The sequence below is a fragment of the Pseudomonas sp. FSL L8-0168 genome (assembly GCF_037976155.1).
Classification (GTDB): Bacteria; Pseudomonadota; Gammaproteobacteria; order Pseudomonadales; family Pseudomonadaceae; genus Aquipseudomonas; species Aquipseudomonas paracarnis.
This window is the reverse complement of sequence record NZ_CP150262.1, coordinates 5,240,397-5,262,534: the sequence shown is the minus strand read 5'-3', so window position 1 is coordinate 5,262,534 and position 22,138 is coordinate 5,240,397. Positions and strand designations below refer to the sequence as shown.

General features: G+C 60.4%; 14 protein-coding genes. 5 read left to right on the top strand and 9 right to left on the bottom strand.

What is annotated here, in order from left to right; genetic code table 11:
- The 8 genes from MHH62_RS24250 to aspA form a co-directional block, all read right to left on the bottom strand.
- Positions 1-4,611: a DUF6543 domain-containing protein gene (locus tag MHH62_RS24250; RefSeq protein WP_339232062.1), complete on the bottom strand. Its 4,611-nt coding sequence runs from the start codon at positions 4,609-4,611 to the stop codon at positions 1-3.
- 149 nt (positions 4,612-4,760) lie between these two features.
- A complete protein-coding gene (locus MHH62_RS24245; RefSeq protein ID WP_339232061.1) occupies positions 4,761-9,359 on the bottom strand; it encodes a DUF6543 domain-containing protein in 4,599 nt (1,532 codons plus the stop codon).
- 139 nt (positions 9,360-9,498) lie between these two features.
- Complete coding sequence (locus MHH62_RS24240; RefSeq protein WP_019818144.1) at positions 9,499-10,590, bottom strand: polyamine ABC transporter substrate-binding protein; 1,092 nt, start codon at positions 10,588-10,590, stop codon at positions 9,499-9,501.
- Positions 10,587-11,621 (bottom strand): histone deacetylase family protein, encoded by a 1,035-nt coding sequence (locus MHH62_RS24235; RefSeq protein ID WP_020302826.1) that lies wholly within the window; start codon positions 11,619-11,621, stop codon positions 10,587-10,589. The genes MHH62_RS24240 and MHH62_RS24235 overlap by 4 nt, the downstream gene beginning before the upstream one ends.
- A 132-nt stretch (positions 11,622-11,753) precedes the next feature.
- Positions 11,754-12,746, bottom strand: a complete 993-nt coding sequence (locus MHH62_RS24230) for an AraC family transcriptional regulator (RefSeq protein WP_014720537.1) — start codon at positions 12,744-12,746, stop codon at positions 11,754-11,756.
- A gap of 50 nt (positions 12,747-12,796) precedes the next feature.
- The gene (locus MHH62_RS24225; protein ID WP_020302827.1) at positions 12,797-13,774 is read right to left on the bottom strand and encodes an asparaginase; all 978 of its coding nucleotides are present in this window, start codon (positions 13,772-13,774) and stop codon (positions 12,797-12,799) included.
- A gap of 76 nt (positions 13,775-13,850) precedes the next feature.
- Positions 13,851-15,296, bottom strand: a complete 1,446-nt coding sequence (locus tag MHH62_RS24220) for an alanine/glycine:cation symporter family protein (RefSeq protein ID WP_014720535.1) — start codon at positions 15,294-15,296, stop codon at positions 13,851-13,853.
- 392 nt (positions 15,297-15,688) lie between these two features.
- Positions 15,689-17,113, bottom strand: a complete 1,425-nt coding sequence (gene aspA, locus MHH62_RS24215) for an aspartate ammonia-lyase (protein ID WP_003195657.1) — start codon at positions 17,111-17,113, stop codon at positions 15,689-15,691.
- Between the two features lie 181 nt (positions 17,114-17,294).
- On the opposite strand from aspA, the gene MHH62_RS24210 reads away from it, so the two are divergent.
- From MHH62_RS24210 to MHH62_RS24190, 5 genes are all read left to right on the top strand, one after another.
- Entirely contained in the window at positions 17,295-18,203 is a 909-nt protein-coding gene (locus tag MHH62_RS24210) for a LysR substrate-binding domain-containing protein (RefSeq protein WP_014720521.1), read from the top strand.
- A 331-nt stretch (positions 18,204-18,534) separates the two neighbouring features.
- Positions 18,535-19,026 carry a 5-(carboxyamino)imidazole ribonucleotide mutase gene (purE, locus tag MHH62_RS24205; RefSeq protein ID WP_003195648.1) on the top strand — a complete coding sequence of 164 codons (492 nt, stop codon included), beginning with the start codon at positions 18,535-18,537 and terminating at the stop codon, positions 19,024-19,026.
- 11 nt (positions 19,027-19,037) lie between these two features.
- Positions 19,038-20,123: a 5-(carboxyamino)imidazole ribonucleotide synthase gene (locus MHH62_RS24200; RefSeq protein WP_339232060.1), complete on the top strand. Its 1,086-nt coding sequence runs from the start codon at positions 19,038-19,040 to the stop codon at positions 20,121-20,123.
- 105 nt (positions 20,124-20,228) lie between these two features.
- Positions 20,229-20,474 (top strand): GlsB/YeaQ/YmgE family stress response membrane protein, encoded by a 246-nt coding sequence (locus tag MHH62_RS24195; protein ID WP_005792540.1) that lies wholly within the window; start codon positions 20,229-20,231, stop codon positions 20,472-20,474.
- 77 nt (positions 20,475-20,551) lie between these two features.
- Entirely contained in the window at positions 20,552-21,088 is a 537-nt protein-coding gene (locus MHH62_RS24190; RefSeq protein WP_050585631.1) for a DUF3299 domain-containing protein, read from the top strand.
- Between the two features lie 116 nt (positions 21,089-21,204).
- Here MHH62_RS24190 and MHH62_RS24185 read toward each other — a convergent pair whose 3' ends face one another.
- Complete coding sequence (locus MHH62_RS24185) at positions 21,205-22,104, bottom strand: D-hexose-6-phosphate mutarotase (RefSeq protein ID WP_020302830.1); 900 nt, start codon at positions 22,102-22,104, stop codon at positions 21,205-21,207.
- Positions 22,105-22,138 lie beyond the last annotated feature (34 nt).

Here is a 22,138-nt window from a genome sequence, read left to right as displayed (position 1 = left end):
TCAGTTCTTGAAGAACAGCGACTTGGCCAGTTGCTCACCGATACTGCGGCGGTGGATTTCTATGATGTCCCAGTCACTGGGCCCGGTACGTTGGTGGGCGCCGCCGAGCCGATGTTGTTCGCGGGTCTTGAGATGATCCTTGGTGAAATTCTCCAATGCAGCGTTCTTGGTTTCATAGTGAAAGTGCGCGTACCACAGCGCCGTGCCATTCTCGTTATCGCGAATCTCGTACTCGTCCAGAAAGTCCTTTCTGGGCCCCTTGAGGGCACGCCGAGTGATGACCTTGACGATGGTGATCAGCCCCTGGCTGTGCAGCCAGTTCACCCGTTCCGCGGTTGGGGGCTGGCGCTTGATCATGTCGATGTAGGTTTCTTTGCCCTGCCGATAGAAACGTTGTGCCGCGTCTTTGAGATGACGATTGGTCACAGCAGCGGAGGTATGTTCGCTTTCTGTGAGATTGCGCTGGGTCAGCGCTTCTTCGATGTTCTTTGACGCGTCTTCCAGCGTCTTCGCATAGTCATCGAACATATCTTGAATGTCTTGCGGAGCATGCCAGGGCTTTGTTGAGAAACCCTTGTATTTGCGAATTTCGGCGTGTTCGCCCTCCAATAGCGTTTGCCCAGCGTTGATGCTGGTGTCCAGGTCCACCGAAACAGGCACGGGTGGGTGCAGCGCAGTTTTGTGCCGTGTGACCCACACCCCTGGCGACTTTTCATGGAATGTGGCGATCACCTTGCCGGTCATGCCGGCCCTGACGTCTACCAGGGAACTGTCGGTTTCACGCGGTTCACCCATTACCAAGCCGTGATGGCGTGTTTTGATTACTTTGCGCCGCGGGCGGGGCTCGGTCTTCGAGCTGCCGGGCTTGGGCTCCAGGGCTTTCTTCGTTCGCAGCAATTGCGCCAGGTCGTGCACGGCCCTTTGGCTGAACTCGCCAATCTGTTGGCGGAAACTTTCCAGGCGGCTTTTGTGCAAGTGTTGTGGGTAATCGGCGTGAAGATCGAGCAGGCGCTGGTCGGCACTGGAAAATTGCTCTACCAGGCTGTTGAGTACATCGATGCGCTCATCCAGCGATGCGCCATTACCGCGTTCCACAATCTCATTGAAACTCTCGACGTTCAGTTCGGCGCTATCGACGATCTGGCCCATCCGCTCGCGCAGCGTGGCGGGGATCTGGCGTTGCTCTTCATCGATACACAAGTAGCGGCCCAGGATGATCTCCAGGGATTTGAGTTCAGTGAGGGTCAGCTGTGGCAACTCCCCGATGGTTTTACGAATGACGGCTGCACCCTCATCTCCCAATGCTCTGAGATCGTTGAAACGGTCGTTGATGAACTGCAGGCGCTTGATGATTGCCTGGTTCTGGGTGGACAGGTCTTGGGCGCTGCGAGCCTGGTTTTTATAGTCGATGTCCACCTCGGCGTCGAGGATTGGGGACGACGACTTCAGGGCCTCCCTATAACTCACCACTTGTTGCTCCAAAGCGATCTGAGTCAGTTGCAATTGCTGTTTCAGGTAACCGCTCATAGTGCTCTGGTAGGTGGGCACCGTGTCGATGATGCTCAAGGACTTCAGTTGGCTGATCGCTTCGTCATACGCCGCCAGCCGGCTGTCGACTTTACCGATGAACGTTGTACGTCGCAGGTCCGTGGACGGGCCAGGGGCAGCGTCCAGCGCAGGCTTTGCCTCAAGCACGTCCAGCTGTTGGCGGGCGGCGACCGCGTCGAAGGCGTTGAGTTGAGTCATAAGTGCCGCAATGCGCGCCGGCTGATCGATCTTGACCGCACGCCGCCGGTTTCGAAGACCGCCGCCGCGTAGCCGCAAACGGACATCGACAAACCATTGCCCCGCGAGGTTGCCGATCAGCGGTGGGCCGGTACGCGAAGGTTCCTTCGGGTCGATGATGACGACGCTGTCGTTGTCATCCACCGTGACCTCGAACCAACGCTCGCTGACCGGTGCGTACCACTTATCTGCAAGCGGATAGAGATTGAGATGGTGACCGGGGTTTTTATTTTGTTCACCGAGTTTTTCGGGCTTGGCGACCTTGAAGCTGTCGAGCGTCTTGGCCAGTCCGAGGCGGCTGTGACTGAGGGCTCCGCGAGTGTGCACGGGGCCTTGATGCTTGGCTGAAAGTTGGCTGTCGGAAATAGTGGCCTGTTGGACTGAAGTAAATGTCTTCTCGGTAACGGACGGCCTGCCTACCGTTTCCGTGGGTTCAGTGCCAACCCTGGGGGAAGCGGATCGCTTGGACGCTCGAGGGTGGCGCAGGGCGATGTGCAGCGTTAGGGCCATGCCGAGGTTGAGGAAGACATCCACCAACGCTGTCCAGGAGGCGGGCTGGTCACTCTTGTTCACGGCCTCCTCAGCGGCCTGCAGGTCGTCCATGATTTGCCAGACCCAAGCGGCGATGCCAAGGGTGCGGCCCAGGAAGGGCAGGGCGGCGTTGAAAATTTGCCAGCCGGCCTGTCGAAAGGTCGCCCAGCGTTTCTGTACGTTGGACACCGACTGGCGTGTCGCCAACTCGACCATGGCATTGGCGTTGGCCTTGAACAGCGTGGCAAAAATGTCATTGCCCATTTCTTCATCGCTCAACGTCACCGGGCCACTCATGTACAGCACGGTGAGCGGTTCGACCAGTGCGCGCACCACGGTCCAGGGCGAAGGAAGGGTGTCGGGGAAAACGTATTGGGCGTAGTTGAATCTTTGCGGTTCAGGTAGCCAGGCCAACACCGACTCGCGCAAGGAGCGCTCATGTTTGATGGCATAGAGCAGGTTTTGCCGCGACGCAAATTGCATCAGGGCCGGCTCCAGCAATGGCCGATAGAGTACGCAGGGACCGTTGCCGGAATGCTTCGGGCCAATCACGAACATATTGGTGACCACGTCTTGCTCAGGCCCGGGGCGCAGACTGGGCACGAAGGCCAGGCGGCGGATGACAATGGGGTGCCCGTCGACACGGCGCGCATGTTCATCGGGATGCATGACGGCGGCGACGTAGCGATAACCCAGCTCATCGAAGCCGCCCTGGCTGCGGATTTTCATCTGCAGGGCCAGCAACGGCAGTTGAATCTGCAGGTGGCGGATGTAGAGCTGTTGGCGGTGACTCGACTGGGTGGTGTCATCGAGCAGTTGCTGTTTGACCAGCGCGGGGTAGCGCTGACCGATGTCGATGTCCTCGATCACGTCTTTCAGGTAGCTGTAGGTCAGCCATGCGGGCACGTCACCGCCCCTACCGTTGTAGTGCACTGTCACGTTGCCGGTGGGCAGGCCGGTGAGGTTTTCCAAGGCCAGGTCGATCAGGCTGCGTCGTGTGGTGTCCACGGCTCCGGGGACGATAAACGTGCCCCACAGCACTGGGCTCTCGATAACGATTTCGATGTTATCCAGGTTCAGGCGCGCCCCCGCTTGGGGGGAGCGGATAAGGTTTTGCAGCTGTGTCCGGGCGTAGTCACGAATGGCTGGAATGCCGTCCTGAAACGTTTCGCCGTGATAATGGCTGTGCAGTTGGGCCAGGTTGATCATATAGCGGCCGTAGGCGGCGATATCGGAGTCCGTTGCCGAAGCCAGCCAGTCTGGAAGTTGTCGGTGAATATCGCGGATATTCGACAGCTGGTGATCGCTCATTTCTTCGATACTGGGCACGATGCGGGCAACCGTGGTCGCGGGCACCTTTGCTTCGGCCAGGTTACCCAGGCCGGATTCGCCATAACTGCCTATGGCGTAGATTTGCAACGAGATCAGATTGCAGGCCAGCGTATCGAAGAAGTTGCCGTCGGGTTCATACAAGCGCCATTGCAAGGTGGCGTCGCTGGCGGGCGCACTCATTCGCGCAGGCAGCGCGGCACCCAATTGTGCCAGTGACTCGAACGTTTCATACCCGCTCACCAACGAGTGCGTCAGGATCATCGGGCGATTGGCGTGCTCGCCCACCAATACGGTGATATCCAGGAAGCTGGCATGGGTGGACCGGCCGGCTTCAAGAATGTCCACGTCGACCAGGTACGCGTGGGTCTTGTAAGGGTCTTTCAGCGAGCGTCTGGCCAGGTCGGGTTCCTGGAAAAATGCACGTGCCATCGCGCTTTCGTGCTCACTCAGGCCTTGCTCTTCGGTGATGTTCCACACCTTCCTCAGTGTGCTGGATAAGGATTGCCAGCGCGGACCGGTGGTGCCATTGGACGCGTTCCAGAAGTCCAGTTGCTGTTCCTGGAATGCAGTGAACAGCAGGTCGGATAGCTCGTTGATCAGGCGTGCGATGGCATCGATTTTCACTGCCAGATGCACAGGAATCAGAGCGTACGGCTGCAAGGTGAGGAAATGTTGGCCGTCGATATAGGTCACTCTCTCGCTGGATAGTGCCTGGCGGGCCAGCACTGAGGTGAGCGATTCGACAGTGGCCGGCGCACGCACGACGTCGTTGCCGACCACCACCCATTGAGGGCTGACGACCATGGCCAGGTCGGGTTCGATATCCAGCGTGGGATATAGCGCCTTGATAGCTGAGCGCAATGCCGTTGCGGCCACTTCGCGGATAGTGGGGCCACTGGTTAACTGGGTCAGCAGTTCATAGGTAGTAGGTGGACGGTGATTGTTGACAGTGTCATTGGGCATGCGCAGCTCCTTTGCATTCAATGGCCCGTACGGGCTTTAAGGAACGCGCAAGGTAGCGAGCGACGTTACCGCAGGGGTGGTAGATACGTCGCGCTGCGGCTGGCTGCGGTCATGAGTCGAGGGCGCGAACGCCCCCGCCTCAGGGGGAGTCATTTCACCGTGAAAAACAACCGCCGGGCCTGGTCTAGATTGATGTCACTGAGATACACCGCGGTTTTCTGCTTCTCGCCAAGGCCGTTGAGGGTGTCGGACTCCGCGCCACGGGCGTGCTCCTGCGGGGTTTTCAGGCGCGCGCGCAGGAATGCCTTGGCGGGCACCCAGTCGGTTGAGTAATGAAAGTGGGCATACCACAGCACGCTATGGTCTTCGCGGTTGTGGATGGTGTACTCGTCCAGATAGTCCTTCTCCGGGCCTTTGAGCCGTCGCCGCGTGACGGTTTTCTTGATGACGACCTCTTGGTTTTTCAGCAGCCATTCCAGAGCATGCACGGTGGGTGGATGCTTTTTGAACAACAACGACTTGTAGCGTGAAGCCTCCTTGTAGAGGGCTTGGGCCGCCTCGTTGAGCTTTCTGTCCACAAGCGCAGCCGAGTCCTTGTGGCTCTCGGTTGCGTTGCCTTGGGTGAGGGCCTCTTTAATATTCGAAGACGCCTGTTCCAGCGCCAATGCGTGCTGGTGAAACAACGTTTCTATGCCGATGGCCGTGCGCTCCGGCTTGGCCGCTTGTTCGGCGGTCCGCTGCTTGAAAGTCTCCAGTGCGTCCAACAGGTCCTGTGCCTGTTTGATGCGGGTGGCAACGTCCACGACAACACTGGGTTGTGTTTCGGCGGGCGTTACGCGCTGTACCCAGACGCCTGCGGGCTTTTCGTGGAAGGTCGCCATGATGTCCTGAGTCAGTGGAGATCTGATATCTACCAGACCGGTTTCCTCGCCTGTTGCTGACAGGCGTGGGTCACCGACCAGCACACCGTTGTAACGCGTATAAATGACTTTTTTCCTGGCTTTAGGCGGGGTCGGCGGCGGAGTTGGCCGGTTTCTGATGGCGTCCCGGTCACTGTGCAGCAGCTCCAGGTGGCCAACGGTTTCGTTGTAGAAGCTGCGGATTTTTTCACGCAGGCGCGTAAGGGGGGTGGTCAGTGCAACGTTGGTAAATTCCGCTGGAAAGTCCTGCAGGCGTTCATCAAGGACATTGAACTGTTCGACCAGGCTGCCCACGGTTTCGATGCGTTCGTCCAGACGCGACTCGCTGCGTTCGAACAGGGTTTCACGCAAGGTCTGAATCGACAGATTGGCGCTGTCGACAATACGGTCGATGGCGTTCCAGGCATCCGGAGCCGTGGTCATGCTGTTTTCGTCCACGCACAGATTGCGCGCCAGGGTCACTTGCAGGAACCTGAGGTCGCGGGCCGTGTAAATCGGCAAGCTTTTGCGGTGTTGGCAGATAGCCTTGAAGCCGGATCGCCCCATCGTTCTAAGTTGAGCGAACCGCGACTCTGTGTAGTTCAGGCGTGCGATCATGTCCTGGCTCATCTCGGTCAAGGTTTGGGCGTCCTCGATATGACGCTCCTCGGTATGGCTGGCCTGGCGCTCAATCTGGTCCAGCACGGTTTTAAGCTTCGGTGTGAACGTGACTTGAGCTTCGCGTATACCGGTTTCCGTCAGGTCCAACTGGGCGCCGACGTAGCGCACGACTTGCTCTTGATAATTCGCAGTCGGGGCAAACACATTCAAGATCTTGAGTTGTTGCAGCGCCGTTTCGTAGTTATTTCGCTGGGCCTCGAGCTTTTGCAGGTAGATCTCACGGCGGGCATCGGCCGAAGTGCTGGCCTGGGGGTCCTCCATCTCAGCGCGGGCCGCCTGTATCTCCAATTGCGTGGCGCTCTTGTCTCGCTCAAATTCTGACAATCGCCGCTGGGCTTCCACTGTCTTGACGTCCGCTTCGGATTTGGACCTTTGCTGTTGTTTTTTCGGGCCGCCGCCGCGCAGACGCAGACGCGTGTCGATGAACCATTGGCCCTGGGCGTTGTGAATCAACGTCGGGCCTGTGCGCTCCGGTTGCTTGGGGTCGATGATGACTACTGTTTCATCGTCATCGGTGTTCACCTCAAACCAGCGCTCCCCCACGGGGGCGTAGTAGCGCTGTGCATGCCGGAATAGGTGCTGGTGCTGGCCTGCCGCGCTTTCAGCGGGGCCCAGGCCGTCGGGCTTATTGATTTTGAAGCTGTCGAGCAGGGTGGCAAGTTCGCCAGGGGCGCGCTTGATTGCGCCACTGATGTGCAAGTGAGGTGAATGTTTGGACGCCAACGCCTGGGTCAGGGACGGCTGTTGTTTGACGGTGACGTCCGTGGCGCTTGTCGGCTGCGGCAGGGTTGGCTGGGCCTTGCGTGGGTAGCCTGGACGGTGGCTGCGGCTGGCGACATGCAGGGTGATGGCCATGCCAAGGTTGAGCAGGACATCGGTGAGCGCCGACCACTCGGCTTGCTGCTCACCGTGCTCCTGGGCCTCGATAAAGTTCTGCAGTTGATCGACCACCTGCCAGATCCACACCGCCGTGCCCACGGTACGACCGAGAAAAGGCAGCACGGCGTTGAATATCAGCCAGCCGGCTTGCTTGAACGTGGCCCAACGGTTTTCGGCATTGGAAACCGATTGCCGATCCGACAGTTCGATCAAGGCATTGGCGTTGGCTTTGAACAGAGTGGAAAATCGGTCGCCGTTAAGCACTTGTTCACCCAGCGCCATGGGGCCGCTCATGGTCCATAGTTTGTCAGGCTCGATCAGGTAATCGGCCACCTGCCAAGGCGTAGGCAGTGCGCCGGGGAATACGTAATTGGCGTAGTCGTTACGCACCGCATCCGGTAGCCAGGCCAGTACCGACTCGCGCAGGGTGCTCGATTGCGAAATCCCATAGATCAGATTGGCCGGAGTCGGGAACTGCATCAGGGGTGGTGTGAACATCGGTCGATACAACAGGCATGGGCCGGCCGTCAGGTCCTCGGGGCCGATCACGTACATGTTGGCAACGGTGTCCAATGTCGCTTCCGCGCGCCGCAGGGGCCGAAACGCCAATGGCCTGAGCACAATGGTTTGCCCGTCAACCTGGCGGTCAGTGGCCTCGTCTTGTAACACCGCCGCCACATAGCGGTAGCCTCGCTCGTCAATGCCTTCTTGCTGGCGAATCTTGGCTTGCAAGGCCTGCATAGGCAGTTGGATACGCAGGTGCTGGCTATAGAGGGTTTTACGGCGTAATGACTCCTGCGGGTCGTCCAGCAGTTTTTGTTTGATCAACGCGGGATAGGCACTGCCGATATCGGCATCGGTGACCAAGTCTACAAAATAGCCTGAGGTCATCCATCCAGGCAGGCTGAACCCCTTATCGATCTCGACAGATCGATTGCCGGTCGGCAGCGCAATCAGGTTTTGCAAGGCCAGTTCTACCACGCTCAAAGAGGTGGTTTCGAACTGACCCGGCACCACGAAGGTGCCCCAGATGACCGGGCTTTTCACCGTCAGGCGGATTTTATCCAAGGGAACGTTGGCGCTGGCAGGATGATCCTTGATCATTTGCGCCTTGATCACCTTCAACGCGTAAGCCTCGATGGAGGGAACGTCGTCGAGGTAAGAGCGGCCGGCGTTCTGGTTGTGCAGGGCGGCGAGGTCCTTCAAGTGCCGGGCAAAGAAGTTCTGGTCGGCGACGGACGCCTTCGTCAGCCAGTCGGGCAACTGGTTCTGATACCAGGCAAGCCCTGGGCCCTTTTCAGGGGCAAGCGGGGCGATGGCTGGCGGCGTGCCGAGGACGACATCGGCGTTATGGGTCTGGCGCAGGTCCGAGAAGTCGATTGCACCCACGGCCTCGACCAGCACGGACACCATTGCGCAGGCCTGATGATCAAAAAAGTCGCCATCAGGCTCGAACAGCCGCCAATGAATTTCCTGGTTCGAAGCAGAGGCTGGCAGGTGCAACGACAATGAATTGCCCAGGTGCTCCAGCGAAGGAAATTTTTCATAGCCCTTGAGCAGTGAATACATGAGGATCGAACGCTGCCCTTCATGTTCGCCGAGCAGTACCGCGATCACCACTTCATTCTGGTGCGTCACGTGGTCAGCGTCGACGCGGTCGATATCGATCAGGCAGGCCTTGAGGTTGTAAGGGTCTTTGCCCTTCCTGTCGGCTTTATCGGGGTGGGTGAACAGGGTGCGCGCCATGGCGCACTCGGTGGCGCTCCAGTCGTCTGCGGTCTCGACATTCCAGACTGCCCGCAACATGCTCGACAACTCGTGCCAATGGGGGCCGCTGCCGTTGGTTTGATTCCAGTAGGCGACCAACTGTTGCTGGAAGGCCCGCAGCATGACAGGAGCCAGCAGGTTGAGGGTTTTGGCGATTTCACAGATACGCACGGGCAAGTGAACCGTCGGCTCGACGATCGGTTGCTGGGTGAGAAAGTGTTCGCCCTCGATGTACAGGGTCGGCACTGACAGAACTGCCTGTTGAGCGAGGATGTCGCTGAGTGCCTGATATTCCGTGGGCCCCGCGACAATCTCGTCGTCAATCAGTCGCCAGGTCGGCGTGCCGACCATGGCGATGTCCGGGTTGATATCCAGCGTCGGGTACTGTTCCCGAAGTGACTGGCGCAACAGAGCCGATGCGGTCTCCCTGAATGAAGGGCCGACATAGAGTTGGGTGAACAGCGCTGAGCGCTCATCCAGCCGTTTGGCGTTCGTGTGGTTATTTGCAGCGGGTGAGGTCATAGAGTGGCTTCCCTGTCTGACCGGTTGATGGAGATAGCCCGAGGTATAGGTTCGGAATTTCCATGCTAGGGCTCGGCCAGACAGGTAGGCGGTGCTTACATAGGCCTGCTGTTAAATGCACGTACGCCAGTACAGCGCTTCACCTCCCGGACTTAATCTTGGTCCAGGCCCTTGTCCTGGCGCGTTCGGCTTTGCTGTCCAGGGGTTTGAGGGTGTAGAGCGTGGTCATGGCCGTGTCGGTCGGGTACAGGTTGGGGTTGTTGCGTATGGCCGGGTCGACCCGCTCGGTAGCGTCCTTGTTCGGGTTGGGATAACCGACAAAATCGCTGACCGGTGCGATGACGTCGGGTTGCAACAAATAGTTGATGAAGGTGTAGGCGTCGCCCGGATTTTTAGCGCCCTTGGGAATGGCGAGCATGTCGAACCAGATCGGCGCGCCTTCCTTGGGCAAGCGCATGTCCACGGTCACGCCATTCTTGGCTTCCTTGGCGCGGTTGGCGGCTTGGGAAAAACTGCCGGAGTAGCCCACCGCCACGCAGATATCGCCATTGGCGATGTCCGCCATGTATTTGGAAGAGTGAAAGTAGGTGATGTACGGGCGGATCTTCATCAACAGCGCTTCGGCCTTGTCGTAGTCCTTGGGGTTGCTGCTGTTGGGGTCCAGGCCCAGGTGCTGCAACGCCAGGGGCAGGATCTCCGAGGGCGAGTCCAGCAGCGCGACGCCGCATTGCTTGAGCTTGCTGATGTTCTCTTCTTTGAAGATCAGGTCCCAGCTGTCCACGGGGGCGTTGTCGCCCAGGGCCGCCTTGACCTTGGCTGGGTTGAAGCCGATCAGGATGGTGCCGTACATGTAGGGCACGGCGTATTGATTGCCGGGGTCGTTGGCCTCGATCAGCTTCATCAGCTTGGGATCGAGGTGGTTCCAGTTGGGCAGTTGGCTGCGGTCCAGGGGCTGGAACACGCCGGCTTCGATCTGTTTGGCCAGGAACACGTTGGAGGGTACCACCACGTCATAGCCGGAGTTGCCGGTGAGCAGTTTGGCTTCCAGGGCTTCGTTGGTGTCGAAGATGTCGTACACCAGCTTGATCGACGGGTGCTGGGCCTTGAAGTCTTCCAGCGCCTTGGGCGTGATGTAGTCGAACCAGTTGTAGACCTTCAGGGTTTTTTCTTCGGCCTGGGCTGCGCCGCTGACAACCACGGCGCACAGGGCGAGCGACTTGAGTATGTTCATTGGGCTGCTTCCTCGAAACCTTCCAGCACGTTGACGGCGTTGATGCCGATTTCCTCCACCGCGTAGCCGCCTTCCATCACGAACAGCGTGGGCTTGCCCAGACGGGCAATGCGCGCGCCCATGGCCAGGTAGTCCGGGCTGTCGAGCTTGAACTGCGAGATAGGGTCGTCCTTGAACGTGTCCACGCCCAGGGACACCACGATGATATCGGCGGCGTAGCGCTCGATCTCGGCGCAGGCCTGTTCCAGCGCCGCGCTCCAGGCCTGCCAGCCGGACCCGGCCGGCAACGGATAGTTGAAGTTGAAACCAACGCCGGCGCCCTCGCCATGCTCATCGGCGTAGCCAAGGAAGAACGGAAATTCTGCCTCCGGATGGCCGTGAATCGAGGTGAACAGCACGTCGCTGCGCGCATAAAAAATCGACTGCGTGCCGTTACCGTGGTGGTAGTCCACGTCGAGGATCGCGACCTTTTTGCAGCCTTGATCAAGGAATGCCTGGGCTGCGATGGCCGCGTTGTTGAGGTAGCAATAACCTCCCATCAAATCGCTGGCGGCGTGATGCCCCGGCGGGCGGCAAAGGGCGAAGGCACTGTGGGCGCCTTGGGCGATGGCGGCCTGCGCGGTAAGGGCCACTTGCGCCGCGCTGTAGGCCGCTTGCCAGGTGCCGGCGGTGATCGGCGCGCCACCATCGAAACTGTAATAGCCCAATTGGCCGTGCAGGCTGGTGGGAAGCACACGGCGCAACGTACGAGCGGGCCAGGTGTAGGGCAACAGGTCGCCGTCCTGGCCATACTCGGTCCAGCGTTGCCAGGCGCCTTTGAAGAAGTCGAGATAGTCGCGGCTGTGAATACGTTGCAGCGGCGCCAGGCCGAAGTCCTGAGGGGCCTGCACGGGGCCCAGTTCACGGTCCTTGACCCGTTGCAGCACGTGATCGGCACGCGAGGGCATTTCGAAGCAGGGCATCAGTTGCCCGTCCATCAGTTCACAGCGGCCATGGTGCAGGTGGTGATCGTCCGAGTAGATCGTCAGCATTTGTTGTTCTCCGCAGGCTGTATTCGTGAGTGCAGTCTTGCGGCGCACGCGCTTTATGAGAACGACAGGAGCGGCCAAAAGGAGATAAATATGGCCAAAGTGTGTGTCCGCAATTCGCCCCTTATTGGCGCGTCATGCTCGAAATTGGCTCGGCGTGACGCCGCTCCAGCGCACGAACGCATGCCTGAAGCTCGCCGTTTCGCTGAACCCCAGCGTCTCGGCAATCCGGTGGATTGGCCACAGGTCGTTAGCCAACAACTGTTTGGCGCGTTCGAAGCGCAGCTCATCGAGCAGTTCCTGATAGCTGCAACCCAGGTTGTGCAGGTGCCGGCGCAGGGTGCGCGCCGAACAGTTCATCTGCTGGGCCAGGCCATCGAGCCCAGGTGCGGCGTGCAATTGTGCAGCCAGCAACTGGCGGATTCGCCCCAGCCAGGCCTCGCGCCCGGTGAATTCGGTGTTCTGTTTGCGACAACGTTCGACCATGGCCTGGTGGGTGACCGCGTCGGCCAGGGGCAAAGGTTGGGCGAGCCAGCGTTTATCAAAGGCGAACGCGTTGGCTATAGCCTGAAACTGGAGCGGGCAGTCGAAGCTCTCGGCGTAGCGGGCCTGATAATCCGGCGCCTCGTGCTCGAACCGAGCGCCCAACAACGGCAGGGGATGGCCGAGCAGGTCGTCGCAAATGACCTTCAGTGATCCCAGGCACAGCTCGACATTGAAGGCAGTCAGTGCCGGGTTTTCGCGGTAGTCGCCGGCCGTGAACCAGATGCGTTCGCCGTCTTCGTCCAGGCTCAGTTCAAAGAGTGTTCCCAACAGCGCCGGATACCGCAGGGCCAGGCGCAAAGCGTCACCGAAAGTGGCACTGGTGAGCAGGGCATAGCCCAGTAGGCCGTACGAGGAAACATGCATACGCCGCCCAACGATCAAGCCGATATCACGCTGATGGGCCACGGCATTGGCGCACACTTGCATCTCCTGATGTGTGGCGATACGCGTGTCGGCGCGGCTCAAATCCGCCGCACAGATGCCGCTGCCCGCCAGCAATGCTTCGTGGGGCAAGCCTTCGGCCTCGAAGGTACGCAGCACCAGGGACACGGCATTGAGGGTGGTGAGGTGGGAATGCAGCATGGGAACTTCCAGCCAGGGGATGGCTGGAAGTGGAGCAAGTTACATGCCGGTCAGCTCAGCTCGCCGCACAGGTCCAATTCCACCAGGCGGCGGATTTCTTCGCTGTCCAGCCCCGCGCCGATCAAGGCGTTGAGCTTGCCGAAGGCTGCTTCTCGGGTCATGCCGCCGCCGGACAGTACACCCACGCTGCGCAGGCGGCTGCCGGCTTCGTAGACATCCAGTTCCACGCCGCCTTCATGGCATTGGGTGATTGCAACCACTACCACCTCTTGATCCTGCGCACGTTGCAGGCTGGCGAGGAAGGCCGGATTGTCACTTGGCCCGGTGCCGCTGCCGAAGCATTCGAGTACCAATGCCTGGATGCCGCTGTCGATCAATGCATCCAGTTGCGCGGCAGCAATGCCCGGAACGAGCGGCAGGACGCCAACGTTGGCCGGGGCCTTGTCGTTGCGGTAGGCCAGCGCGGCGGGAAGCCTGTCTGCCAGGGCGACACCGCCGTTGCGCTGCAGTGCGGCAAACGGGTTGCGCCCAAAACTGCGAATCTTCGCGCAGCGAGTCGGCGCCATCAGCGCGCCGTGGAAGTACAGGTGCACACCCGGCTTCAGGCCTTCGCCCAAGGCCGTCAACGCACCGCTGACGTTTTCCCAGGCATCGCTGTCGGGCACACCGGCCGGCAGCATCGAACCGGTGAACACCACCGGCGCCGGGAGGCCCAGCAGCTGGAAGCTCATGGCCGCTGCGCTGTAGGCCAGGGTGTCGGTGCCGTGCAGGATCAGTACGGTATCGCAGCCGGCGTCTACCGCCTCGACCACGGCGCTGCGCAGGCGTTGCCAGTAGGCGGGGTTCATGTTGGCGCTGTCGATCAGTGGTGACATTTCCCGGAAGCGCCACGCGGGCAGGTCTGCGTCGGCAAACTGTTCTCGCATACGCGCTTCAAAACCAGACGCGGGCGCCAGGCCATTGGCGCTGGCCTGCATGCCGATGGTGCCGCCGGTGTAGAGCACCATGACGTTGTTAGCTGATTGCATCGAAAATCTCCTGAACGAAAAACGCCGCCGGGCCCAGAGCATGCCCAAGGCCGGGCGGCGTGTCATCTAACCGTGATTAACGTTGCGCTTGAGCGCTCAGTTCAGCTGCCGGAGCCGCCTCGGTTTGCACCGGGTTGGCTGGCCATGCCTTGCGGTCCAGGTCCAGGTCGGGGAACTGGCTGGAGTCGAACACCGGGGTCTTGATGCCCGCTGCGCGCTGGTTGTCGTAGTCATTGAGGATGCGCATGGCAATCTTGAACAGGAACGCCAGGGCAAACAGGTTGACGAACGCGAGCATGGTCATGGTGATGTCGGCGAAGGCGAACACGGTGCTCAGGTTCTCGATCGAGCCCCAGAAAATCAGCACCAGCACCAAGGCGCGATAGCCCATCAGCACCTTGCGGTTATTGCCGACCAGAAAGCGCAGGTTGCTCTCGCCCAGGTAGTAGTTGTACATGATCGAGGTGAACACGAACAACGCCAGGGCCACCGAGATGAACATGCGGCCCCAGTCACCCACCACCGCCGCCAGGGAGTTCTGGGTCAGGGCAATGCCGTCGCCTTCAAAGCCTGGGGTGTAGAAACCCGACAGCAGGATCAGCAACGCAGTACAGGTGCAGATCACGAAGGTGTCGAGGAACACGCTGAACGCTTGCACCACGCCTTGGGCGATAGGGTGTTCTACCGACGCCACTGCCGCCACGTTAGGCGCACTGCCCAAGCCTGCTTCGTTGGCGAACACGCCGCGTTTTACACCCATGATGATCGCGCTGCCCACCAGGCCACCGAAGGCTTGGTCGAGGCCGAACGCGCTCTTGACGATGGTCGCGAGCATGGCCGGTACGTGGTCGAATTGCAGCACGATCACGTACAGGGTCACGGCGATGTACACCAGAGTCTTGACCGGTACCAGCAGGTCGGCAATCGAGGCAATACGCTTGATCCCGCCAATGAACACCAGGCCCAGCAACACCGCCAGCGCCAGGCCGGTGTAGGTGGTGTCGAGGCCAAACGCGTTATTCAACGAGTGTGTTACAGCGTGGGCTTGCAGGCCATTGAAGGCAAAGCCGAAGGTCACCAGCAGCAGGAACGCCATGACCATCCCCAGCCAGCGTTTCTGCAGGCCGTGCTGGATGTAATACGCCGGGCCGCCACGGTAGGTGCCTTCAGCGTCGGTGCGCTTGTACAACTGGCCGAGGGAGCACTCGATAAAGCTCGAAGACATGCCCACCAGCGCGGTGACCCACATCCAGAACACGGCACCCGGGCCACCCAACGTCACGGCAATGCCGACTCCGGCGATGTTACCGGCACCCACCCGGCCGGCCAGGCTGAGCATCAGCGCCTGGAACGAGCTGAGTTGGCCGGCGCTGCTCTTGAGGCTGTCTTTAAACACCGAGAACATGTGGAAAAAGTGACGCAACTGCACGAAACGCGAGCGGATCGTGAAATAACCGCCGAGCCCGACTATGAGCACGATCAGTACTTTCCCTGAGAGGAAGTCGTTGATGACTTCGAGCATGGAGTGTTCCTCGCTGATTTTTCTAATGGCAAACGCAGGACGGTCCGACGCATCGCTCGGCACCAGGCAGTGCACGACGCTCGATCCCCATCCTTTTGCGGGTGTTGTTATTCATGCGCTTTCGCGTGGTTCCCGGGCCTCGTTACCGACAGCCGCAGACGCGAAGAGGGGCGGCACTATACCTAGGCGAGCGTGATCCGTCTGCACGGGGCGATTAAAGGTTTCAGCGCGGTCGCGCAAGGCGAGGAAGGTTTGCGGTGCGATATTAGATTTTTTATGGGCGTCATGGAGCAACCTCAAGGCAAAAAAAAGGGCCTGAAGAACGAGCCTTCAGGCCCTCAAAAGGTGAGAGGTGTCTAGTCCCTCAACCTGGTGAGCGGTGCAACAAACGCTTAGGCCTTCAGCGGGACCAAACGTGGGGCAATCATGTTTTCCGGGCGCAGGATGTCGTCGAGCATGGCGTCGTCGAGCAAGCCTTCTTCACGCACCAGTTCCAGCACGCCGCGCCCGCTTTCCAGAGCGATACGCGCAATGCGGGTGGCGTTTTCATAGCCGATGTACGGGTTCAGCGCGGTGACCAGGCCGATGGAATGCTCCACCAGTTCGCGGCAGCGCGCTTCGTTGGCGGTGATGCCGACGATGCAGTGCTCGCGCAGCATGTCCATGGCGCGTTGCAGCAGGCGGATCGAGTCGAAGATCTTGAAGGCGATCAGCGGCTCCATCACGTTCAACTGCAGTTGGCCGCCTTCGGCTGCCATGGTCAGGGCCAGGTCGTTACCGATGACCTGGAACGCTACCTGGTTGACCGCTTCCGGGATTACCGGGTTGACCTTGCCGGGCATGATCGAGCTGCCTGGCTGGCGAGCCGGCAGGTTGATCTCGTTGATGCCGGTGCGTGGGCCGCTGGACAGCAGGCGCAAGTCGTTGCAGATCTTCGACAGCTTCACGGCGGTACGCTTGAGCATGCCGGAGAACAGTACAAAGGCGCCCATGTCGGAGGTGGCTTCGATCAAGTCGGCCGCCGGTACCAGCGGCTGGCCGCTGATGGTGGCCAGGCGTTGTACGGCCAGGGCCTGGTAGCGTGGGTCGGCGTTGATGCCGGTACCGATGGCGGTGCCGCCCAGGTTCACTTCGGTCAGCAGCTCCGGTGCCAGGGTTTTCAGGCGGGCCAGGTCTTCACCCAAAGTAGTGGCGAAGGCGCGGAATTCCTGGCCGAGGGTCATCGGCACGGCGTCTTGCAACTGGGTGCGGCCCATTTTCAGCACATGGCTGAACTCGGCGCCTTTGGCGGCGAACGCCTGGATCAGGCTGTCGAGGCTGGCCAGCAGCGCGTCATGGCCCAACAGCAGACCCAGGCGGATCGCGGTCGGGTAGGCGTCGTTGGTCGACTGCGCCATGTTCACGTCGTTGTTGGGGTGCAGGTACTGGTATTCGCCTTTCTGGTGACCCATGGCCTCCAGCGCGATGTTGGCGATGACTTCGTTGGCATTCATGTTGGTTGAAGTGCCGGCGCCGCCTTGAATCATGTCCACCACGAACTCTTCGTGGAAATCGCCGCGGATCAGACGCGCACAGGCTTCGCTGATGGCAGCGTGCTTGGCTTCGCTGAGCTGGCCCAACTCGCGGTTGGCGTCAGCGGCCGCTTGCTTGACCATTGCCAGACCGACCACCAATTTCGGGTAATGCGAAATCGGAACGCCCGAGAGGCGGAAGTTATTCACCGCTCGCAGGGTCTGGATGCCGTAATACGCTTGAGCCGGTACTTCGAGTACGCCAAGCAGGTCTTTTTCGGTACGGAATGATGCAGCAGAGGACATGACGGAAATCATCTCAATATGGACCCGGAACTGGCCGGAACGCTGCGAATGCTAGGCTTGTAGAACTTTTTGGGCCAATGCTGTTAAACACTGGCCTATGCACAAACGGCATAATGTGGATGTGACCCGGTTATCTTGGCGGGCGTGTGTGCCAAAATGGTGCATTCCGTGGGAGGCAGTGATGAACCTTGAGAGCAAGTGGTTGGAAGACTTCAGCGCCCTGGCGGCGACGCGTAGTTTTTCCCAGGCGGCTGAGCGGCGCTTTGTCACCCAGCCGGCGTTCAGTCGGCGTATCCGCAGCCTGGAAGCCGCGTTGGGGCTGACGTTGGTCAACCGTTCACGCACGCCGGTGGAACTGACAGCGGCCGGGCAGTTGTTTCTGGTGACGGCGCGCACCGTGGTCGAACAGCTCGGTGAAGTACTGCGCCATTTGCATCACCTGGAAGGCGGGCAGGGCGAAGTCATGCAAGTGGCGGCCGCCCACTCCCTGGCCTTGGGGTTCTTCCCGCGCTGGATCGCGCAGTTGCGCAACGAGGGCTTGAATATCGCCACGCGGCTGGTGGCCACCAACGTCGGCGACGCCGTGCACGCCCTGCGCGAAGGCGGTTGCGACTTGATGCTGGCGTTCTACGACCCGGACGCGGCGATGCAAATGGACGCCGAGATTTTCCCGTCGCTGCACCTGGGCAACACTGAAATGCTCCCGGTGTGCGCCGCCGATGCCGACGGCAAGCCGCTGTTCGACCTGGAAGGCGAGGGCAGCGTGCCACTGCTGGCCTACAGCGCCGGCGCGTTCCTTGGCCGCTCGGTGAATTTGCTGCTGCGCCAGAGGGCTCTGCGCTTTACCACCATCTATGAAACCGCCATGGCCGACAGCCTCAAGAGCATGGCGCTCGAAGGCTTGGGAATCGCCTGGGTACCGCAGTTGAGCGTACGTGCAGAGTTGGCGCGCGGCGAACTGGTGGTGTGTGGCGGGCCGCAATGGCACGTGCCGCTGGAGATTCGTCTGTATCGCTGCGCGTTGGTGCGCAAGGCGAATGTGCGGTTGTTGTGGAGGAAGCTTGAAGGTGGGGCGGCGCAAAGCGCTTGAGCCCAGCGCAGAACACATGTGGGAGCTGGCTTGCCTGCGATAGCGGTGTGTCAGCCAACCTATTTTGCGCTGATCCACTGCTATCGCAGGCAAGCCAGCTCCCACAGGATTTCGTGGTGTTTTCGCTGACTCTTAAGTCAATAAAACCGCCACGTTGCGCCGCTAGACAGATGGTCATCCCAGGGGCTGTTTATCTGGATTATTACGGTATACTGCGCGGCCTTCGGCCGGTCCAACCGGCCTTAATTCGTACACCAAGCCACGCCGGTCTCCCGCGTGGCTTGTTGTTTTTTGACGCGCCTGCGGGCGCCCAGAGAGAAGAGGCACGACGATGAGTGCATTGGTTGGCGTGATCATGGGCTCCAAGTCCGATTGGTCCACCCTTAGCCACACCGCCGATATGCTGGAAAAACTCGGCATTCCGTACGAAGTGAAGGTGGTCTCCGCCCACCGCACCCCGGATTTGCTGTTCCAGTATGCCGATGAAGCAGAATCCCGTGGCATCGAGGTGATCATCGCCGGTGCCGGCGGCGCGGCGCACTTGCCTGGCATGTGCGCGGCCAAGACTCACCTGCCCGTGCTTGGCGTGCCGGTGCAGTCGTCGATGCTCTCGGGCGTGGATTCGCTGTTGTCCATCGTGCAGATGCCGGCTGGCATTCCGGTGGCAACCCTGGCGATCGGCAAGGCCGGCGCGATCAACGCAGCCTTGCTGTCCGCCAGCATCCTGGGCGCCAAGCACCCGCAGTTTCATGCGGTGCTGAAAAAATTCCGTGCTGAGCAGACAGACAGCGTGCTGGACAATCCAGACCCACGCATCGCCTGAGGTTGTTATTGATGAAAATCGGTGTAATCGGTGGCGGCCAACTGGGCCGCATGCTGGCTTTGGCGGGTACGCCGCTGGGGATGAACTTCGCTTTCCTGGACCCGGCGCCGGACGCCTGCGCTGCGGCCCTGGGTGAACACCTGCGCGCTGACTACAGCGACCCGGACCACCTGCGCCAACTGGCCGATGAAGTCGACCTGGTGACCTTCGAATTCGAAAGCGTCCCGGCCGAAACCGTGGCCTTCCTGTCGCAGTTCGTGCCGGTGTACCCGAGCGCCGAAGCCTTGCGCATCGCTCGCGACCGCTGGTTCGAAAAGAGCATGTTCAAGGACCTGGGCATTCCGACGCCGGCCTTCGCCGACATCCAGTCCCAGGCAGACCTGGACGCCGCGGTCGCCAGCATCGGCCTGCCGACGGTGTTGAAAACCCGCACCCTGGGTTACGACGGCAAGGGTCAGAAAGTCCTGCGTACCGCGGCCGATGTGGTCGGCACTTTTGCCGAGCTGGGCAGCGTTGCCTGCCTGCTGGAAGGCTTCGTGCCGTTTACTGGCGAAGTCTCGCTGATTGCCGTACGCGCCCGTGATGGCGAAACCCGCTTTTACCCGTTGGTGCACAACACTCACGTCAACGGCATCCTGAAAGTGTCGGTAGCCAGCACTGACCACCCGCTGCAGGCCCTGGCCGAAGACTATTCCAGCCGTGTGCTCAAGCAGCTGGATTATGTCGGCGTGATGGCGTTCGAGTTCTTTGAAGTCGACGGTGGCCTCAAGGCCAATGAAATCGCCCCGCGCGTTCACAACTCCGGACACTGGACCACTGAAGGCGCCGAGTGCAGCCAGTTCGAAAACCACCTGCGGGCGGTGGCGGGCTTGCCGTTGGGCTCCACGGCCAAGGTCGGCGAGAGCGCCATGCTCAACTTCATCGGCTCTGTACCGCCGGTGGAGCGTGTGATAGCGATCGACGATTGCCACGTGCATCACTACGGCAAGGCCTTCAAGGCCGGGCGCAAGGTCGGCCACGCCAACCTGCGCTGCAAGGATCGTGCGACGTTGCAAGCGCAGATTCTCAAGGTTGAAGCGCTGATCGCCGAACAATAAGCCTGGCCACGGCGGGAACCATTGGGGTTCTGCGTCTCTCTGATTGCAGGATGCCAAAGCCTGACTAGGCTTTGGCATGACTTATACCAATCAGAGGGAAATGCCATGGGTATCATCGGAACCATCTTTATCGGCTTGATCGTCGGCCTTCTGGCGCGCTTCCTCAAGCCTGGCGACGACAGCATGGGCTGGATCATGACCATCCTGCTGGGTATCGCCGGTTCCCTGGCCGCGACCTACGGCGGTCAGGCCCTGGGGATCTACCAGGCAGGCCAGGGCGCAGGTTTCATCGGCGCGCTGGTGGGTGCCATCGTGTTGCTGGTGATCTACGGCCTGATCAAAAAGAAGTAATCAGCCGACAAAGTCCTCTGCGCTGCGCAGGCGCAGAGGGCTAGAATGCTCGGCACTTGTATTTGCCGAGCCTCTCCATGCGCCGTCTTCTGTTAATGCTTCTTCTGCTGGGCTCTGGCCTGGCGCACGCTGGCGAACTGCCGGAAACCGACTGGCTGGACCTGATGCCGCTGTCGGATCAGAAAGCTCTCGAAGCCATGCCCGAGATCGACCATAACTCTCCCGAAGCTCAAGGCACGTTCACCGAAAAGGGTGGCTTGAAGCAGAGCAAGGGCCTGCCTGCGGTGATGTATTCCACCAAGACCGTCGCAGCCATGAACGGCAAGAATATCCGCATTGGCGGCTATCCGGTGCCGCTTGAAACGGACGCCAAGGGCCGCAGCACATTGTTCTTCCTGGTGCCTTACCCGGGCGCCTGCATACACGTGCCGCCACCGCCGCCTAATCAACTGGTGCTGGTGCGCTATCCCAAGGGGCTGAAGCTGGATGATATCTACACGCCGCTGTGGGTCACGGGCACGTTGAAGGTGGAGAAGGTCAATAACGACTTGGCGGATGCCGCGTATGCGCTGGAGGCCGGGAAGGTTCGGGTGGTGCAGGAGTCTGATCTCTAAAGCCCAAAGCATAACCCCTGTGGGAGCTGGCTTGCCTGCGATAGCAGCGCCTCGGTGTTCCTGACACATCGAGTTGTCTGCATCGCAGGCAAGCCAGCTCCCACATTGGGTTGGGTTTACAAGGCCTGGGCCGTGATGCTCACGCCCAAGGTGTGGCTTTCCCCGGGCGCCAGGTTCACCACATCGTCCAGCACGTTGGCCGTCTCGATGCACAACATCCCCTGCCAGCCGTCATCGGCCATATCGTCGAAAGCCTTGGCGCGTTCGGTCCAGGGGTTCCAGATCACGGTGGTTTTCGAGCCTTCGCTGGTGAGCTGGATACGGCGCTGCCAATCGCTATCGACGATATTCAGCTGTGCCGGCGTATTCAGGTAAATGCGGTCTGTTTCGGCGCTGAAGTGCAGCAGCCCGGCTTGTTGTTTCTCGGCCCACCCGTCGGCGGTATCGATGTAAGCCACGCCATCCAGGCCCTCGACCTGAACCTTGCGCACATCGCTCACGGCGAAGTAGGTGTGCAATGCCTGGCTGAGGGTCACGATGTCGGCGCCGCGGTTGTGGCTGGTCAGGCGGATGTGCAGTTGGTCATCCAACAGCAGGCTCAGCGTCAGGTCTACCTGATGGGGCCAGCCTGGAAAGCCGCCAGCCGGCACCGGCAAAACCAGGTCCACTCGCAGCGTCTGGCCGTCGAGTTCGGTGGCGGCCAATTCCCAGCGGGCGGTGCGCACAAAACCGTGGGCGCCGGCAGGCTGATTACTCTGACGCATGGCTTTGACGCTTTGCGGGTTGCGGTCGAACACCCCGAACCACGGCCAGCACACCGGTACGCCAGTACGAATGCCTTTGCCCTGCTTGAACACGGCCTCAGGGTTCGGCCAGATCAGCGGCTGTTCGCCCTCGCGCTGGTAACTGAAGATATGCGCACCCTGTTGGGCCACCATCAACTCGGCGCCGTTGTGGCGGATGCGCCAGCAGTCCAGCTCGTCGATTTTTACCGTCTCAACGTGGGGCGTAGGCATGACAAAGCTCTCTTAGTGGCAGGCAATGGGGCAA

What these genes read in the sequence shown, in the direction of transcription:
- MHH62_RS24250 (WP_339232062.1), bottom strand. Translation starts at nt 4,611, where the DNA reads ATGCCCAATGACACTGTCAACAATCACCGTCCACCTACTACCTATGAA.
- MHH62_RS24245 (WP_339232061.1), bottom strand. Translation starts at nt 9,359, where the DNA reads ATGACCTCACCCGCTGCAAATAACCACACGAACGCCAAACGGCTGGAT.
- MHH62_RS24240 (WP_019818144.1), bottom strand. Translation starts at nt 10,590, where the DNA reads ATGAACATACTCAAGTCGCTCGCCCTGTGCGCCGTGGTTGTCAGCGGC.
- MHH62_RS24235 (WP_020302826.1), bottom strand. Translation starts at nt 11,621, where the DNA reads ATGCTGACGATCTACTCGGACGATCACCACCTGCACCATGGCCGCTGT.
- MHH62_RS24230 (WP_014720537.1), bottom strand. Translation starts at nt 12,746, where the DNA reads ATGCTGCATTCCCACCTCACCACCCTCAATGCCGTGTCCCTGGTGCTG.
- MHH62_RS24225 (WP_020302827.1), bottom strand. Translation starts at nt 13,774, where the DNA reads ATGCAATCAGCTAACAACGTCATGGTGCTCTACACCGGCGGCACCATC.
- MHH62_RS24220 (WP_014720535.1), bottom strand. Translation starts at nt 15,296, where the DNA reads ATGCTCGAAGTCATCAACGACTTCCTCTCAGGGAAAGTACTGATCGTG.
- aspA (WP_003195657.1), bottom strand. Translation starts at nt 17,113, where the DNA reads ATGTCCTCTGCTGCATCATTCCGTACCGAAAAAGACCTGCTTGGCGTA.
- MHH62_RS24210 (WP_014720521.1), top strand. Translation starts at nt 17,295, where the DNA reads ATGAACCTTGAGAGCAAGTGGTTGGAAGACTTCAGCGCCCTGGCGGCG.
- purE (WP_003195648.1), top strand. Translation starts at nt 18,535, where the DNA reads ATGAGTGCATTGGTTGGCGTGATCATGGGCTCCAAGTCCGATTGGTCC.
- MHH62_RS24200 (WP_339232060.1), top strand. Translation starts at nt 19,038, where the DNA reads ATGAAAATCGGTGTAATCGGTGGCGGCCAACTGGGCCGCATGCTGGCT.
- MHH62_RS24195 (WP_005792540.1), top strand. Translation starts at nt 20,229, where the DNA reads ATGGGTATCATCGGAACCATCTTTATCGGCTTGATCGTCGGCCTTCTG.
- MHH62_RS24190 (WP_050585631.1), top strand. Translation starts at nt 20,552, where the DNA reads ATGCGCCGTCTTCTGTTAATGCTTCTTCTGCTGGGCTCTGGCCTGGCG.
- MHH62_RS24185 (WP_020302830.1), bottom strand. Translation starts at nt 22,104, where the DNA reads ATGCCTACGCCCCACGTTGAGACGGTAAAAATCGACGAGCTGGACTGC.